The following is a 17,145-nucleotide window of genomic DNA, read 5'->3' as shown; positions in this document are numbered from 1 at the left end:
CGGATCACTCCTTATCTGACCATTTTGCCAAACGCATCTTTAGCCGCCAGCTGCTCGGCTTTTTTCTTTGTCGAGCTTGTTCCGGTTCCCAACAATATATCATCCAAATATACACCCATCGTAAATGTCGGAGCGTTGCTTGGTCCAATTTCCTGCAGACAGCGATATTGAATGGTCTTACGTGTATCTGCCTGAATGACCTCCTGTAAATGGGTTTTATAATCCTTTACATCTTCACTTTTTTCCGCTTTGAACAAAGGAGACATATGCTCTTTTAAGATCGCATCGCAGGCGCCATACCCCTGATCGATATAAATAGCACCCAGGCAGGCCTCAAATTGATCCGCTAAAATACTGGCACGATGACGCCCTCCGTTTTTTTCTTCACCGACACCAAGCTTTAAATATTCATACCAGCCCAGCTTCTGATTTAACTTCGCCAGGGTTGCTTCACAAACTGTTTGGGCACGCAAGGTTGTCATTTGCCCTTCCCGCATGACCGGTTCCATATGAAACAGTTGATCGGCACTCCATATCTGTAAGACTGCATCGCCCATAAACTCCAGGCGCTCATTATCCTTGCCTTTTTTATGATGTTCATTCGCAAAGCTTGAATGTGTACAGGCTTCCTGATAAATTTGCGGATCCTTGACCTGAAATCCATTTTCTGTCATCCATTCTGTAAATTCCTTCATCTTTTCACCTTCTTTAAATCTTGCCATACACATTCCGGCACCATATGGGATACATCTTGTCCGTACCGAAGAAGTTCACGAACATTGGTGCTGGAACAATACAGATGTGCCGGATCACTCATCAAAAATACCGTTTCGATCTCCGGTGCCATCTGATGATTCATCGCTTCCATATTCTGTTCATATTGAAAATCGATAGAGTTGCGCAATCCGCGAATCAAAACTTTGGCACCTTCTTTTCTACAGGCTTCTACGACCAGACCTGTCTGTATGACACAACGTACATTTTTTAAATGAGAAGTTGCCTGTTTGATCCAATGCATCCGCTGTTCTTTAGGAAACAGCTCTTTCTTTTCACTGTTTACGGATACAAAGACAATCACTTCCTCAAAAATACTGGCAGCTCTTTCGATAATATCTATATGCCCTTTGGTCAATGGATCAAAGGTTCCACAAAAACAAGCTTTAGTCATGATTTGGTTTCCTTTCTATAATACGTTATTTTTGTATCCCGATATGTTTTTTCTTTATATTTATAAAAATGACCTACCTGATCCGGCCAAGTTTGTGTGGCAAGGCTTTCAATAACCACGTGTCCATCTTCATTGACCAGATCGTGAGAATCCAATGCTTCCAATAACTTTATATTTTCTTCTTTTTTATAAGGTGGATCGATATAGACCAAATCAAATGTCGTTTGCAGCTGTGACAAAACAGAAAAGATATTTCCCGAAATCACCTTAACTTGATCCGATACACCTAGATTTTTGACATTGGTGCGAATCACCTGCACAGCCTTTTTATTGATCTCTACACATACCGCATGATCCATTCCTCGTGAGATAGCTTCCAATGCCATATTTCCTGTACCGCTGTAACAATCCAACATAGTACCGCCTGAAAATTGATTTCCTAAACTGGAGAAAATGGCACCCTTAACTTTATCCGATGTTGGTCTGGTCGTCATTCCATCCACGCTGACCAGTTTTCGAGAGCCAAATTTACCGGATACGATACGCATTCGATTTCATCTCCTTTAACCGAATTTGGGAAATACACTGCTGGCATAACCCGACAGTGATAAAAGCCGCCATCAAGGAAGAACCACCACTACTGATAAACAAAAGCGGAACACCGGTCGATGGGATCAAGCCGGAAACACCACCTACATTCAGTACAAAATGGATAAATAAATAAGCACTGGAACCCACAAGCACGGTCTTATAGGTAAATTCATTGGTCTTAAATGCATAGTAGAAAAAGCGATAGATCAACAATCCATATAATAAAGAAAGAATTCCCAAACCAAAAATTCCGGTTTCTTCAATAATGACCGCTAAAATGTAATCATTATCTGCCTGTGTCAAATACCCATATTTACGCAGCGAACCACCAATTCCACGACCAAATAAGCCGCCGCTTCCAATTCCATATAAGGCATTAGCCGGCTGATATCCACTTCCGTAAACATCTGTATAAGGATTTTTCGCATTTTCAATACGCGTGGCAATATGTGCCAGAGGTGTATGCGACAAAATGGATGTACCGATGTCCGTCACCCAGAACAAAACAAGTGCCACGATAAAAACCGTACCGATGATCCGTCGCAGCCATTTTTGAAATGTCTCCATTTGCGGGTACGCCGGAATCATCAAACAGATAAAGAATATAAAGGAAATGATAAAGCCGGTTCCATAGTCATGTTGCAGAACAATTCCTACCATCAACATCGCCCAGCAAATGAACGGCTTTCGAAACAAGATCTGCCAATGTCTTGTCATGCTCGCATCCTTTCTGGCCTGATACAAGGAAGTTGCGAACACAAGGATCAACAAAGGTTTTGCGAATTCTGCCGGCTGTATCGTCACACCTCCCGGCAAACGGATCCAGGCATGGGAACCTCCGGATGCGGCAAACGCTAATGGCATCAACATAAAAATAAACGCAAAGATCAGAATCATATTTTGTGCCTTACTGAACCATTTAAAATTAAAAATATGATTGGCTGCCCACATAAACAAAAATGAGATGACCAAATAGACTACTTGTCGAATTGTTGTCGTCAAAACAATATTGGCATTTGAAGTCGTACCACCAACATTGGTGGAAATGATCATGACCGTTCCACACAGCACTAACAAAAGCACCGCTAATGTTACGATCCTGTCACTTTTAGGTGTTAAAGAAAAAAAGTGACGTACTTTATCAAAAAACAGCCCCCATTGCGGTTTTCGCTTCTTTTTTTCTTTTTGTTGTTTCTGCACTTTTTTTACTTTTCTTTTAAACATAGATCCCCCTGACTGGGTTATTTTATCACAATACCAGGCACAACCAAAGCCTATCAGTTCTTATGTGAAAATAAGAAGTAATGAATTTCCGGGTCGGCATTTAAACGCGCATCCACCTTTGTGCATCCCACACCAGCTGAAAGAATCGTTTCAAACGGCAGATTCACAGATTGTGCCCGATTCAAGGAAGTCGCTCCTTCTACGCTTCGGTAAGCACCGAGGAATGGATACGTTAACTGCGTTCCATGTGCATGTCCTGCCAAAGCCAAGGATATCGCAGTCGATTGCAGGCTCTGATCCAACAAAACATCGGGATAGTGACTGACTACGATATTATATTCTTGTGCCGCATTCGCGCTCAAAATGGAATAATCCGGTGTTGTTGCTAAACCGGTCAAACGAATACAGTTTAAAAGCCGAACAGACGTATTGGATAGAATCTCAAAGCCACTGTTATTTAAGATGCTCTGTACCGGCTGTGCCTTTGTTTCATCCTGATCTTTTTCACCCAACACACAAAACTTACCTAATGGTGCCTCGATCTGATTGAAATACTGTATCAACTTTTGATTGGATTCTTCACTGGGCGTATAAGCATCATCATAGAGATCGCCGCCAAAGATCACAATGCCGGGATCTAAATCCTGTATCGTATGAATCAACTTTTCCATACGGGCATCATCTTGAAATTTGCCATATTGCACATCTGTAAAATACACCATGGAAACTACGCCAATATCTTGCGAAATCTTTGTATCTTCAACGCTTTGATAGCGTACATAAAGCTGATCTGGATTGATCATAAAGGCCATAAACAGACTGGATGCGACAAAAACCATAAAAGCTGTCAAAATACTGATCACAACTAAAAGTCGTTTTTGTAATGTTGTCATGTTATCACCAGTATCCATTCTACCATAGATTTAACAAAAGAACGTGAATATACCTGCAAAATGAAAAAGCGTGGACTTTCTAAGTCAATCTAAACTTCTGCTGATTTCTCATTTTATTCCCAAAAATATAGATAAATTTGATGTTTTTTATTCATCTTTACACCCTTAACAAAAAAACTTGTTTAAAAAGGATTACCCGTCATTTTTTAGTAAGATTCTCTACTTAGAATTTTCTTTAAGAAAAAATTTTTATTTTCTAGAAGGAGAATCACATGACAAAGGATATTGTACTATTTAAAAATGGTGAATTGGAATTAGAAGTAACTGTAAGTGAAAATTGTGAGGATGTTTGGCTATCACAAGACCAGATGGCCACACTATTTGATGTAGATCGAACAAGAATCACTCGTCACATTCGAAATATTTATAATGACAAAGAACTTGATGAAACTTCAACATGTGCGGAAAACGCACAAATTCAATTTGAAGGAAAGCTAAAAGGAATTCTTGAAACGATCTATCAAAATGTCTTTGGTCAGGAGCTTATCCAAGCATGGAAGAAAAAGCGGCTCACCTTCTCTATTTTTTGATCAAAGATCATCCGTTTGTGGATGGTTGTAAAAGAATTGGGGTGACAATATTTCTAGAATTTTTAAACAAGAACCATCATCTTTTTGTCGATGGCAAACAAATTATTTCCAATAATACTCTGGTTGCGATTACTTTGATGATTGCTCAATCTATGCCGGAAGAAAAAGAAACCATGGTGAATCTAGTCATGCATTTTCTGTCTACATAAAATTTTAATATCTCTTTTTCTAATTTGTAGGCTTATATTCATTAAAATCGAGTTTTAAAAAAGGAGAGCGTTTCTTGCTCTCCCAGACTACATTTTTATGCTTCTTCCTTCTTACGAACCCGTTGTTTTGCCAAACGCTTCTGTTGAATTTCTTCCATCGTTTGGCGTGAATTGATGATGACCGGAATCACGATTGGATTTCGATGTGTCTTCTTATACAAATAAGGTTCCAAGGTAGAACGAACACAGTTTTTAATTTCTGAGAATGTCGTCTTTTCCTTCATTTTCTCTTGTAAGGAATTATGTACGATAAATTCAGCCTCTTTAATCAACCCCTGTGAGTCTTTAATGAAGACAAAGCCTCGACTCACAATAACCGGACGCATCAAAATTTTATTTGTTTTTGAATCAATCGCGATAATAACAGACACTAAACCATTGTCGGCCAATATGCGACGATCCTTTAATACAGCTGTTGATAAACCGGAAATATCATTTCCATCTACATAAATATCGTCCCCTTGATATCGCCAATCACTTTGAAGGACCTCATGGTTTCGTAAAATCAGGATATCTCCATTGGCGCAGACAAAGATCTTTTCTTTGGGAACACCGACTTCCATAGCTGTCTGTCGGTGCTGCATCAACATCTTATATTCGCCATGGATCGGCATAAAGTAACGTGGTTTGATCAGCTGCAACATCAGCTTTTGTTCTTCTTTAGAAGCATGTCCTGTTGTATGCAGATTGTTTAATATCGACTTTGTCAACACAGTCGCACCGCTTCTAAACAAGTTATCGATCACTTTATTAACGCTGGAAGCATTGCCCGGAATCGGATTGGAACTAAACACAATCGTATCTCCCGGTTTGATATGGATATAGCGATGCGTTCCGTTACTAATACGGCTTAAAGCTGCTAACGGTTCTCCCTGCGATCCGGTACAAATAATGCAGACCTTCTCATCCGGTATATGGGCTAATTCATCCGGACTTAAAAAATCACTGTTTTTTACTTTGATCGTACCCATCTTTCGACCAATATCGACAACATTTTCCATGCTTCGACCAAAGACAATGACCTTACGTCCGCACTTGATAGCCGCTTCTAATATTTGCGAAACACGATGAACGTTAGAAGCAAATGTCGCAACGATCAATCGCTGTTTGGTTTTACGCATAATATCCAGAATTTCATTGGCGACCTTCTTTTCCGAAATCGAAAAATCTTCTACGCCGGAGTTTGTTGAATCGGACATCAAAAGATCCGGCTTCAATACACCGATATATGCCATTTTTTGATAGTCGGCATTGGTTCCAACCGGTGTCAAATCAAATTTGAAATCTCCAGTATGCACGATCGAGCCATTTGGCGTTGTGATCAAAACGCCTAAAGAATCCGGAATGGAATGAATCGTATTAAAGAAACCTACGGTAAAATACTTTGTATGAATGCGGGATTCATCATTGATCTCAATGATTTTTGTACGCTCCAGTCCTTTATGTTCCGAAAGTTTTTTCTGTATCAAAGCTTTGGCAAATCGCGGTGCATAAATGGCATCGATATTGACCTGCTTCAATAAGAAGGGGATACCTCCGATATGATCTTCATGACCATGGGTAATCACTAAAAATTTTCTTTTTTTGTTCATGCGAATCAAATGATGGTAATCCGGAATGACGTAATCAACACCTAAAAGATCATCTCCGGGAAATAACACACCACAGTCAACGATACAAATTTCATTCTCATGTTCGTAACAATACATATTTTTTCCGACTTCACCCAGTCCCCCCAGGGCGTAAATCAATGTATCGTTTTTTTCAACACGATTCTTTGTATGATATGTTTTCTTTGATTGAGCATGACCAAAACTACTGTTCATCTGTTTTGGCATAAATTCCTCTTTTCTATACAATAAACATATGTTAATCTTTCTTAAATTATAACAAAACCCCTATACCTTAACAATTAAAAAAGCAGAGTATTAGATAACTTCTGCTTCTGGATCTTCTTTCCATGGATCGTTTTCATCAATGCGATCATAGAATAAAATACCGGATAGATGATCAATTTCATGTTGAAGGGCTATCGCAAAATAACCTTCTGCACTGATCGTTACATTTTTATCCTGAATCAGATCATAGCCACGTACTTTGATGCGGGCATGACGGAACACATGTCCGGGATGCTCATCTTTAACCGATAAACAACCTTCGCCATTTTCCAAATATCCGTTTTGTACCGATTCGGAAACGATTCTCGGATTGGCTAATGCAGCTTCCTGTACCCCATCTTCTTCCGGCACAACAACCGCAATCAACTGCTTAGGGATCCCCAACTGGATTGCCGCAATTCCTACAGCCGGCTGTAACCCCTCTGCCTGCGCAATCTCATCATTCTGAGAATGGCGAACATAGGTCAGCATATCTTCCAATAACTGACGATCCTGCGCCGATAATGGCAGTTCTACTTTCTCGCTTTTTGTACGAATTCTTGGATCACTGTCTAATATAATGGTTTCACTATTAATTTTCATGAAACTATTCTAATCCATTTCGGTCTGTTTCGCAAATAATTTAAACTCTACACCTGTAAATCTGTATAAATGGACTTCAAAAGTGCAGCCGATTCCAACAAGGCTTTCTTTTCCTTTTCATCTAAGCGAATTTCAACCGTTTCCTTAGCACCGGAACCATTTAAAATGGTCGGCACCGATAAATACACATTCTCAATACCATAAATACCATTGACCAAAACACTGACTGGTAAAATTCGGTTTTCATTAAATAAGATGGATTTTACGATAGCTGTCGTAGAAGCGGCAATCCCATAGCACGTATTTCCTTTGCGGCTGAAAATTTCCCAACCTGCCTGTTTGGTCTGTTCCAATAAACTCTCTTCTGTCTCATTTTGGGTGCGCTCTGCATTATCACTCAATACATCGGATAACAGCTTTCCACCGATCGTAGAAGAAGACCAGGCAACCATCTCACTATCACCATGTTCGCCCAAAATATAGGCATGTACGCTTTTTGAATCCAGATCATACATTGAAGCCAGGCTGCAGCAAAGCCTTGCCGTATCTAAAGCGGTGCCGCTTCCAATGACCTGACTGGCAGGAAGTCCTGAAAATTTCCATACCAGATACGTCATGATATCGACCGGATTGGACACAACAATAAAAATTCCATTGAAGCCGCTTCCCATCACAGATGAAACAATATCTTTCATAATATGAATGCTTGGCTGCAACATTTCTAAACGATCATTCGAATCTTTTGGCATTGGTGCACTAGCCGTAATGATGACAATATCCGCATCCTTACAATCTGCATACTCTCCGGCACGTACCACCATGTTTCGATTCATAAAATGAATGGCCTGCTGCATATCCAGTGCTTCCCCCACTGCTTTTTCTTTATTGACATCGATCAGTACGATTTCTTCGCAGAGTCCCTGATTGATAATACTATAAGCCGTCGTTGCTCCTACATTGCCAACACCAACGATCACAACCTTTGATTTTTGAAATTTCATATTGAACCTCTTTTCTGTTTCGTATTGTATCATTCTTTCATTGTTATATCTATTTATAGGCTTTATATCCTTTATTTCCATGGTATAAAAAAAGATTAATAAGGATAATAAGCATTACATAAAAAAGCAATATCGGCTGTATCGCCGGCACTACATCTTCTAAGGCCGACCAGTCCTGATGCCGGACCCATTCTAAGATTTGATTATAGAGCGATAATAGATTAAAGGTTACAGATAAAAGTGAAAGAACTAACAACAGTGCAGAACCTTTCCTTTTTGATGCTCTATGCCAAATATGAGCTACTGTAAATATCAGACTGAATGCTGTACATAAGATCCACATACAAACTCCTTTTCCTTTCGATTCTTCATTTTCTGCATGCCCTTATTCTTCTGCCGTGGTTTGCAGGGCCGTTTCACTGCTTCGATACACTGTCCAATCTGACATTAGTTTTGCACCCAGAGAAAGATAAAAATCAACACTGGATTGATTCCAATCCAAACGCTCACATCCTCACTACCGCAATGCGAGTTAATTCTCTTAGGATTGCTTTTCCATATTCCTTATTACGATATTATGATTGCAGATACAAGTCTTCATAATCAGCCAGTTCACGCATAAAGTATAAAAGGATTGAAACTGCTCTCTTTGTATCTTTTGAGACATTAACGGTAGCGTATACAAAACCTTCTTAGTGTACGATTTTGATTATACCATAAAAAAATATGAATCTAGTATTATAAAGCTACAAAAAAATGCTTTAAAATCAATTTCTTTTCGATTATAATATACAAGTCAAGACAGGGGCGCCTATTTAGGCTGAGATGTAGTCATACGGTCCCTTATGACCTGATCTAGGTAATTCTAGCGTAGGGAGTCTTCAAAGTTTTTTTGAATTCCTTACGCCTCAAATGGAGGTGTTTTTTTATGGGAAAGAATTTATCAGTCAGAGATGTTGTGTTGATGGCTTTTTATGTAGCCCTCTTTATGGTATTGGATACTTTTATTAATACCATGCCGATCCTGCAAATGCCTAATGGTGGAAGCTTAGGTGTATCCACACTGGCTTTGTTGATTGCCAGTTATCATTTAGGATGGCAAAAAGGATTATTTGTTGCGGTAGTTGCGGTATTTGCCCAATTTATTACCGGGCCTATGTACACACCAACACTCATCGGATTCCTTTTGGATTATCTGCTTGCCTTTGCAGCCTATGGCTTAGCCAGCCTATTTCCAAACTTTGGTTATTTCTATTCCGGTGTCCTTGTAACAAATGCGATCCGCTTTATCTGTTCAACGATCAGCGGTGTTGTGGTTTGGGAAACACCACTTTGGGGTTCCATCACATATCAGGCAACCTACATGATTCCAACCTTTATTCTAGGTATCGTTCTGGTTCCTTTGATGATGAAGCTTTTAGAACCTCATATGAAAAAACAGAAGTAACAAAAAAAGATCAGCCAGATACGCTTTTGTATCCTGCTGATCATTTTTTTATTCATCTTTTGATTCGATATCCTTGGTTCGGAATACAAATCGAACGATGTTTTCCGAATTATCCGGTGTACCCGCAAACGACTTATGTTCCTTGTTTAATGCATCGATTTGATCAAACACAGTTTGTAGTGTGTTAAATTCCGTTGTTGTCAAATCGTTTTAGTTTTCAGTTTGTAACCTTTCTTTAAGTTCTTTTTTAGCCAGTTCTATTAAATTAGGCTTTTGATATAGTCTAATAATAGATTGCGCCATTGCTTTGCTAGCTATTTGAATACATCTTAATCCAGAATCAGATATAGCTAATTCTCTAAACTTGTCTGTATGCCCTGAGATCTTTCTATCAGGATAAATAGTCACATAAGGATTACATATTGGAATATAATGGGAAACATTACCCAAATCCTCACCACCATAATCGTCTACCAAGCCATCCATTAAAGGCTCATCAAGCTTTACAAATTCTTCCCTACAAATATCAGACAAAACACAATTTGGAACTCTTCCTTGATATCCTTCTTCCATTGCAATTTCCACCGTACATTCCATAGCATCAGCACATTTAATTGCACAATTCTTAATTAATCTCACTAATTTTTCAAGATTACTAGCACTAAAACACCTAACATTTGATTTTATGACTACTTTATCAGGAACGATGTTTGTTCTTATTCCTCCCTGTTCTATTATTTGATTTATTCTTGTATCCATAGACAATTGCTGTTTCCATAAGCCACATGCAGTTAAATAAAGATTAGCAGCACTCAAAGCACTTCTACCTTCCTCAGGATGACTTGCAGCTTGAGCTGATTGTCCGTAAAAAGTAATCTTTAAATCATAAACCGAAAGGCATCGTCCTGCTAGCTTTGTTTTATAACTTGTTGGATGCATCATAAAAACAGAATCTATATTCTCGAATACACCTTTTTTTAGAAGCTTTATCTTTCCGCCACCGCCTTCCTCAGCAGGTGTTCCAATCACTTTAACACACCCTTGATCAGGATGCTTGGATAAATACTCTCTAATAACATCTCCAGTTAAAATTGATGTTGCGCAAATTAAATTGTGTCCACAAGCATGCCCCATTCCTTCTAATGCATCATATTCTGAGACTATACAAATAGCAGGTTTGCCACTGCCATACGTAGCAACAAAAGCAGTGTCTAATTCATCAACTCCTTGTTGAACTTCAAATCCTTGCTTTCGTAAAAAATCACATTGGATCTTTGATGCCTTATACTCTTTAAAGCCAATCTCGGGGTTTAAATGAATGTACTTGGAAATTTTCCAAACATCTTCTAATTTTTCGTCTATATATTGATTATAATAATCTTGTTCCATATTCATTATCCAAGAATTCCAAAGAAGCCGGCAATCATCGAGAAAATTAAGATACCAAAAATAACTTTATTATAGTTTGCTCCTTTATGCGTAAAGTACCAATATATTCCAAATATGCAACCAAGAGGTAATATACCTTTCAGTATTTGGTCTAAGATATCCTGCAATACTATAGGATTGGCGTTTTGCATAACAAATTGTAGACCTGTTGACACTTTAACGTATGAACTAGATAAAGCCCCCATCATAAACAAACCTAAAATACTTGCTCCAGTTATAATATTATTAATCATTCCAGATTTCATTAATTTCATAACTGAATCTTTTCCTAATCTATATCCAAATCTTAAACACCACATTCCTATCCCTATGCAAATTATTGGAATAAGAAATGGAATAAATGCTCCTAACGTACTTCCTTGTAGAGCAAAAGTACAAGCCAAAGCAAGAATAATCGGCTTTAATGTTCCATGAATTAAAGTATCTCCAATACCAGCTATCGGACCCATCAAACCTGTTTTTATCCCTGTAATAACTTCTCCAGTTATCGGTACACCATTTGCCTTTTCTTCTTCCATAGATAAAGCAATCCCATGTATGACAGATCCCGTAATTCCTTCAGAATTGTAAAATTCCATATGTCGAACTAATGCTTTTTTATATTCTTCACTATCTTTTCCATATAATTTTTCTAGGTTTTTTGCCAATGCGTTACAAAATGCCAACCCTTGTAAACGATCATACGAATTACTTAGTTCTGTAGTTGCCCACCACATCATAAAAGTCTTTTTCAAGTCTTTTTTGTCTAATGTTACTTTTTTATTTACATTGTTTTCCATGTTAAGCCTCTTCTTTTTTCATTGAATTAAAAATAACTAATAATGAGATACATACCCCAAAAACAGCTGCAGCCATAGTATTAATTCCTAAGTATTGGACCGCAAAAAAACCGATAAAGAAGTAAGGTAGCAATTTTGGTTTTCCAATAGTAACAATAATGATAGCAAACCCCATAGCAGGTAAGATTCCACCTGCCACAGAGAATCCTGTAATCACCCAACCAGGTAACACTTTTAATAGAGATGAGACCGCATCTGTACCAAATAATGTCAAGACAAAGACTGGTACAAATCTTAATAAGATGGTCATTAATTCTGGATATAGAAATGCACATTTGAAAATTCCCTTTCTATCTCCCATTAAAGCATACTTATCCCCCATTCTGACCCATATTGAATTTGTGGTTCTACGAATCTGATCTAAAAATACTCCTAAAACTCCAAATGGTACTGCTAGAGCAACAGCAGCGTCTGTATCAATACCGGTTTTTAGTGCAATAGGTATTGCTATTACTGCAGCTAAGGCTGCATCTGCTGGAACATTACCTCCTGTCATTATGATTCCAAGGTAAACCAGCTGAATCGAAGCACCTATAGCCAATCCTTTAGTTACATCTCCAAAGTATAATCCTAAAACAAAACCAATAAATACTCCCGAGCCTAGAGCTGATGCCAAAGTATAACCAACACGATTAGTTCCTGCAAAATATAGCAAACCACATAGTATAGCTAGTGCAATATCCATATTATATCCTTTCCTAAATATCAAAATTATTCTTTTTTAAGACGTCAATTAATTCAGCAGATCCTTCTTCCGGAACTTGATGAAGATAAACTCGAACGTTATTATCATTCATTTGTTTTAATTTTTTAGCATCTTCATCATTTAAAGTAATCGGGCCAAATACTACTTTACGCCCCGGAGCACTACCTAGTCCTCCAATCTGTATTTCTTTAAATGGGAACCCTAGTTCCCATGCAGAGTATATTTGATTCACATTTTTGAAGAGGACTAATAGCTTACCATCTCCTAATTGATTCTTATTCCACTCTTCAACAGCTTTTTCAACCGAAAAAACTGTAACTTTCGCGCCCGGAGGAGCTGACATCTCGTAAATACTTGCCATGAATGGATCTTTAGATAATTCATCGTCAATAATTATAATTTGATTTGCCCTTGTAGTACCAAACCATTTTGTAATTACTTGTCCGTGTATTAATCTAAAATCAACTCTTACTAATCTAATATCTGCCATATTATAAACGCTCCTTCTGATTGCTTAACAATTCCGACTTTACATTCTTGATATTATTAATAGATGTTGTTATCGCCAATTCCCCAAGCAATTTGATTGGCATTCTATTTACATTAGAATACACTTCGATTAGCATTGCCAAGTTTAGTCCTGAAACAATCTCTATATTAAAGTCTTTTACGAATGTACTTGCCATATTTGACGGAGTACCGCCAAACAAATCCACGAGAAATAGATAATAATCTTGTTCATGCTGTTTCAAATAATTTTCAATTCTTTTTTTATAGTCGTATGGATCTTCTCCTGGACTTAAACATAAAATTTCAATATCTTTTATTGGACCTACTATTAATTCAGCTGATTCTTTAAGAGTTCTACCAAACTCTCCATGTGTACATATCACTAATCTATTCATATAATTTTTCCTTTATTACTGTGTGACCTCCAAATCCATTTCGCAATGCTGAAACAACCTTGCATGAAAACTTTTCCTCATCTTTTGAATTATTTCTCACCATAAGCGATAATGCTATGATGGGAATACTTATGCCCAGACTCAATGCCTCCTCAACTGCCCATTTGGCTTCACCTGTGGCATCAACAACCCCTTTTACATCTTTTAGACCCGGATGGGTATTAAATTGTTCCTGTGCTAATTCCATTAACCACCCTCGAATCACAGATCCATTATTCCAATTTTTTGCAACCAATTTTAGATCATAATTATATTCACTCTCCTTTAGTAGTTGAAACCCCTCTCCAATAGATTCCATCATTCCATACTCGATGGCATTATGTATCATTTTCATATAATGACCGCTGCCAGAACTACCAGTATACAACTGACCGTCAGTTACTGAGATATCTTCGAAAACTCCTTTTAAATATTCATATGCACGTTTATCACCACCAATCATTAAACATGCTCCTGTTCTTGCACCTTTCATTCCACCTGATGTACCTACGTCCAAATAAAATATTTCTTTTTGTTTTAAGGATTTCGCTCTAGAAACAGAATCCTTATAGTAGGAATTTCCCCCATCTATTAAAATGTCATCCTTCATCAGATATGGAGTTAATCGATTAATACAGTCATCGATTGTTTCCCCGCTTGGAAGCATCAACCATACTACTTTTCTATCATCTAAAGCGGATAATAATTCTCTGATATTCTCTTTCACTTCAATACCCTGATTCTTCGAAAAATTTCTTGCGGAAACACTTGTATCAAAACCAACTACTCCATAGCCATGGGATTGTAAATTCATCGCAATATTTACACCCATTTTTCCTAATCCTATAACACCTATCTTCAATGTAAGCGCCTCCATTTCTTAATTTAATTATACAAAAATTATTTTTATTTTCAATCATTAAATAAAAAATATTTTTTTATTTAATGATTTGACCGTTTAATACCAACGTTTGCTGAGGTTTTAAAATATCGACACAAAAATATTTTCATGGTACTATTCATTTGTAAAAAAAATTGTTTGGAGAATTAAATGAAAACCAAAACTATTAGCCTAAAAATTAAGTCAATTTATAGAGATTTGAGCAAAAAAGAAAAAACTATTGCAAACTTTATACTTCATGATCCAAAAAATGTTTCGCACATGACTATTACTGAAATTGCAAAATATTTGGGATTTGCCGATTCAACCATTTTTCAGTTCACTAAAAAACTTGGATACTCTGGGTTTAGAGATTTTCGTAACGATCTGCTTACAGAGACTTTCGACCCCGAAATATCCATACATGAGAACATAAAACAAAGTGATAGTTATTACACTATCGCACAAAAAGTGTTTGATTCCAGTATACAGTCTTTAAAGGACACAAAATCCCTTATTGACCCTAAAACTGTCGAAAGAGCTGCTAAAATGATCCTATCCTCCGATTCTATAAATTTTTTTGGTGTTGGTGGATCAAATGTTGTTTCTTATGATGCGTATCATAAATTCCTCAGGTCTCCAATACCTTGTCGCTATAATAGTGATTTTCACATTCAATTAATGCAGGCATCCCTTTTAACCTCTAAAGACTGTGCCATTATTATCTCTCACACAGGCTTAACGCATGAATCAATAAAAATTGCCCAGACTCTAAAAAAGGCCAACGCAAAAATTATTATCATTACTAGTTATAATCTAAGCCCACTAACGAAGTATTCAGATATTTTACTCATTTCATCATCTGAAGAAACGGGCTTTCGATCTGAATCTTTATCTAGCAGAATTGCTCAATTAGCAATTATAGATTGTTTGTTTACAATTGTGATGTTTGATAACGAACAGAAGTCTAGAGAATCTCTATACAAAATTAGGGAAATAATAAGTTCCACAAAAGGATAATACCCAGTTTCTAAATAAAAACCTATGGATATTGCTAATCATTTGATAATTTAACTTATCGTGTGGACAAATTTCTATCATTACAGAACAAAAAAAAGATCAGCCAGATGAGGCCGCTGAAAAAATAGGAGATTTTAAAATCCAAAAAAATGAAAACAGTGAGAACATCAGAAAAAAATTCTGTCTCTCACTGTTTTTTTTGATAATGCTATAAAATCGGTTAAAATCAGGGGACTTTAAACTCCTTTATACTTCATTAATTTGAAAATTCGCTTCATATTGACCATAAACATCGTACTGGCCCCTTGTATGTTCATGCTTAAAAGACCACATCCTTGTGCAGTATCATAACCATATTCACTTTTTAACTCTCCATTCTTTGCCTCGATTTTATATCGTTGTGCATACAGCCCTTCAAATTCTTTTGTCTTCATGTAATCCATATACTCAATATGAATATCCGATTTGACTTTGACAGAATACGTTTTTGTTTTTGCCCCTCCTTTTCAGAATAAGCTCCATCTCCTATTACTGCTTCTACCTCAATTCCTGCCGCTTCACTCTTTTCTGCCAATTCCTGCATTTGTTTACCGTCATGTTTTTCACCCGATGTAATGACGGCTGCCGCTATGATTCTCTCTTCACTCATCGCAATATGTGTCTTATACCCAAAAAAATTCGTATCCGCTGTTTTATGTCCTATTCTGGCATCCCTGTCTTTTGAATATTCTATTTCGGTTTCTGTATCCTCAATCCCTTCTCTTAGATATTCCATGCGTTCATTAACGGCTACACAATTTTCAAATCCACCTTCTGTCTCTACCGCTTTTATGACTTCTTTTGTATATTCAATCGTATCTTCTAAAAGTCCACTGTTCGCTTTTCGTTTGGAAGGCATTTTTTCTTTCATCCCTTCGTCAACCGCATAAACGGCTTTGCGTAAATCTTTGGCTCGTTTTAGAAGTTCTTCTCTGGGTGATACCGGTTGATAAAGGGCATGGGTATGCGTGGAATCTTGGATCAATTTGTTTCTGACGTTCATCACACCTTTACTGAGTGCGATCTCGACGGTTTTTTTAATAAAAGATCCACTAAGTCTAGATCCTTCAATCGTATATGCCGAAACTTTGATAAAAGAGAAGGGTCAATAAAATTCGTTTCTTCCGGCGTGTAACCAAGGAAATACTTCATCTCCATATCCACACGGGTTTTACGTATGAGATCCCTATCCGATAATTTCATGGCCGATTTCGACAAGACATATTTGAACATCAAAATAGGGTCCTGTGCTGGACGGCCCATATTGGCGCAATCATTTTTTTGGACTTCGTTGTAGATAAAAGATAAATCTACAGTCTCATTAAGCATTCTCCAAAAATTATCTTTATCGATCAAAATGTCATATAAATCACCGAAAGGACTTAAACTCAAACCATCCTGGATTACTGTTTTTAGCACACATATCACCTTTATTTCTACATTGTCTATTTTATCATTTTCGAGCACAGGAAGGGATGAAAAAAGAGGTTAAATAAGCATACTGTGATCACTTATTCTAACCTCTTTATATTTTGCTTTTTCGAAAGATTCTTTTCTATTCATATCTTGAAGACTTTTTCAGCAGCCTCAGCCAGATACGCTTTT

General features: G+C 37.3%; 19 protein-coding genes, 1 pseudogene and 1 riboswitch. Of the genes and pseudogenes, 4 read left to right on the top strand and 16 right to left on the bottom strand.

The genetic code is table 11. The features are described 5' to 3' along the window. Positions 1-11: 11 nt before the first annotated feature. The 5 genes from rnc to ACTQX6_RS06450 are packed head-to-tail and all read right to left on the bottom strand — an operon-like array spanning position 12 to position 3,876. Complete coding sequence (rnc, locus tag ACTQX6_RS06470; RefSeq protein ID WP_441657708.1) at positions 12-722, bottom strand: ribonuclease III; 711 nt, start codon at positions 720-722, stop codon at positions 12-14. Next, complete coding sequence (gene coaD, locus ACTQX6_RS06465; RefSeq protein ID WP_294688470.1) at positions 692-1,168, bottom strand: pantetheine-phosphate adenylyltransferase; 477 nt, start codon at positions 1,166-1,168, stop codon at positions 692-694. The genes rnc and coaD overlap by 31 nt, the downstream gene beginning before the upstream one ends. Continuing rightward, positions 1,165-1,716 (bottom strand): 16S rRNA (guanine(966)-N(2))-methyltransferase RsmD, encoded by a 552-nt coding sequence (rsmD, locus tag ACTQX6_RS06460; RefSeq protein WP_294688467.1) that lies wholly within the window; start codon positions 1,714-1,716, stop codon positions 1,165-1,167. Before rsmD ends, coaD begins: the two co-directional genes overlap by 4 nt. Continuing rightward, a complete protein-coding gene (locus ACTQX6_RS06455; protein ID WP_117445707.1) occupies positions 1,697-2,983 on the bottom strand; it encodes an FtsW/RodA/SpoVE family cell cycle protein in 1,287 nt (428 codons plus the stop codon). Before ACTQX6_RS06455 ends, rsmD begins: the two co-directional genes overlap by 20 nt. Before the next feature lie 53 nt (positions 2,984-3,036). Further along, positions 3,037-3,876, bottom strand: a complete 840-nt coding sequence (locus ACTQX6_RS06450) for a hypothetical protein (RefSeq protein ID WP_294688463.1) — start codon at positions 3,874-3,876, stop codon at positions 3,037-3,039. A gap of 272 nt (positions 3,877-4,148) precedes the next feature. Between ACTQX6_RS06450 and ACTQX6_RS06445 the strand changes: the two genes are divergently transcribed. Continuing rightward, positions 4,149-4,466, top strand: coding sequence for a hypothetical protein (locus tag ACTQX6_RS06445; RefSeq protein ID WP_294688461.1), 318 nt, complete (start codon positions 4,149-4,151; stop codon positions 4,464-4,466). After that, on the top strand, positions 4,430-4,675 hold the full coding sequence (locus ACTQX6_RS06440) for a Fic family protein (RefSeq protein WP_294688460.1): 246 nt from the start codon (positions 4,430-4,432) through the stop codon (positions 4,673-4,675). The genes ACTQX6_RS06445 and ACTQX6_RS06440 overlap by 37 nt, the downstream gene beginning before the upstream one ends. Before the next feature lie 95 nt (positions 4,676-4,770). On the opposite strand, the gene rnjA is transcribed toward ACTQX6_RS06440, so the two are convergent. The 3 genes from rnjA to ACTQX6_RS06425 form a co-directional block, all read right to left on the bottom strand. Next, entirely contained in the window at positions 4,771-6,561 is a 1,791-nt protein-coding gene (rnjA, locus tag ACTQX6_RS06435) for a ribonuclease J1 (protein ID WP_259295313.1), read from the bottom strand. Between the two features lie 102 nt (positions 6,562-6,663). After that, positions 6,664-7,215: a peptide deformylase gene (gene def / locus ACTQX6_RS06430; protein WP_117445710.1), complete on the bottom strand. Its 552-nt coding sequence runs from the start codon at positions 7,213-7,215 to the stop codon at positions 6,664-6,666. 47 nt (positions 7,216-7,262) lie between these two features. Continuing rightward, the gene (locus ACTQX6_RS06425) at positions 7,263-8,216 is read right to left on the bottom strand and encodes an L-lactate dehydrogenase (protein ID WP_117445711.1); all 954 of its coding nucleotides are present in this window, start codon (positions 8,214-8,216) and stop codon (positions 7,263-7,265) included. A gap of 793 nt (positions 8,217-9,009) precedes the next feature. Further along, positions 9,010-9,110, top strand: a riboswitch (TPP riboswitch). A gap of 34 nt (positions 9,111-9,144) precedes the next feature. Here ACTQX6_RS06425 and ACTQX6_RS06420 point away from each other — a divergent pair. Next, complete coding sequence (locus ACTQX6_RS06420; protein WP_022789785.1) at positions 9,145-9,663, top strand: energy-coupled thiamine transporter ThiT; 519 nt, start codon at positions 9,145-9,147, stop codon at positions 9,661-9,663. A 48-nt stretch (positions 9,664-9,711) separates the two neighbouring features. Here the strand turns inward: ACTQX6_RS06420 and ACTQX6_RS06415 are convergent, their stop codons facing one another. From ACTQX6_RS06415 to gnd, 7 genes are read right to left on the bottom strand one after another with little or no spacing between them, the layout of a single operon-like run. Continuing rightward, on the bottom strand, positions 9,712-9,867 hold the full coding sequence (locus ACTQX6_RS06415; protein ID WP_181965572.1) for a hypothetical protein: 156 nt from the start codon (positions 9,865-9,867) through the stop codon (positions 9,712-9,714). Positions 9,868-9,873: 6 nt separating this feature from the next. Then, positions 9,874-11,052, bottom strand: a complete 1,179-nt coding sequence (locus ACTQX6_RS06410) for a M20 family metallopeptidase (RefSeq protein WP_168965419.1) — start codon at positions 11,050-11,052, stop codon at positions 9,874-9,876. 5 nt (positions 11,053-11,057) lie between these two features. Next, positions 11,058-11,891 carry a PTS system mannose/fructose/sorbose family transporter subunit IID gene (locus ACTQX6_RS06405; RefSeq protein WP_117445714.1) on the bottom strand — a complete coding sequence of 278 codons (834 nt, stop codon included), beginning with the start codon at positions 11,889-11,891 and terminating at the stop codon, positions 11,058-11,060. 1 nt (position 11,892) lies between these two features. Next, positions 11,893-12,636: a PTS mannose/fructose/sorbose/N-acetylgalactosamine transporter subunit IIC gene (locus ACTQX6_RS06400; RefSeq protein ID WP_117445715.1), complete on the bottom strand. Its 744-nt coding sequence runs from the start codon at positions 12,634-12,636 to the stop codon at positions 11,893-11,895. Positions 12,637-12,649: 13 nt separating this feature from the next. Next, positions 12,650-13,147, bottom strand: a complete 498-nt coding sequence (locus ACTQX6_RS06395) for a PTS sugar transporter subunit IIB (protein WP_117445716.1) — start codon at positions 13,145-13,147, stop codon at positions 12,650-12,652. Between the two features lies 1 nt (position 13,148). Continuing rightward, the gene (locus ACTQX6_RS06390; protein WP_272003122.1) at positions 13,149-13,562 is read right to left on the bottom strand and encodes a PTS sugar transporter subunit IIA; all 414 of its coding nucleotides are present in this window, start codon (positions 13,560-13,562) and stop codon (positions 13,149-13,151) included. Beyond that, positions 13,555-14,463: a phosphogluconate dehydrogenase (NAD(+)-dependent, decarboxylating) gene (gnd, locus tag ACTQX6_RS06385; RefSeq protein WP_441657362.1), complete on the bottom strand. Its 909-nt coding sequence runs from the start codon at positions 14,461-14,463 to the stop codon at positions 13,555-13,557. Before gnd ends, ACTQX6_RS06390 begins: the two co-directional genes overlap by 8 nt. A gap of 189 nt (positions 14,464-14,652) precedes the next feature. Between gnd and ACTQX6_RS06380 the strand changes: the two genes are divergently transcribed. Then, positions 14,653-15,501 (top strand): MurR/RpiR family transcriptional regulator, encoded by an 849-nt coding sequence (locus ACTQX6_RS06380; protein WP_117445719.1) that lies wholly within the window; start codon positions 14,653-14,655, stop codon positions 15,499-15,501. A 236-nt stretch (positions 15,502-15,737) separates the two neighbouring features. Here the strand turns inward: ACTQX6_RS06380 and ACTQX6_RS06375 are convergent. Next, positions 15,738-16,944 (bottom strand): annotated as a pseudogene (locus ACTQX6_RS06375) (transposase). Positions 16,945-17,145 lie beyond the last annotated feature (201 nt).

Origin of the sequence: Faecalicoccus sp. LCP19S3_E2 (assembly GCF_052121255.1) — a bacterium.
In the GTDB taxonomy this organism is placed as follows: domain Bacteria; phylum Bacillota_I; class Bacilli_A; order Erysipelotrichales; family Erysipelotrichaceae; genus Faecalicoccus.
Note: the sequence above shows the minus strand (reverse complement) of the source record. Positions and strands in the feature narration are given on the sequence as shown.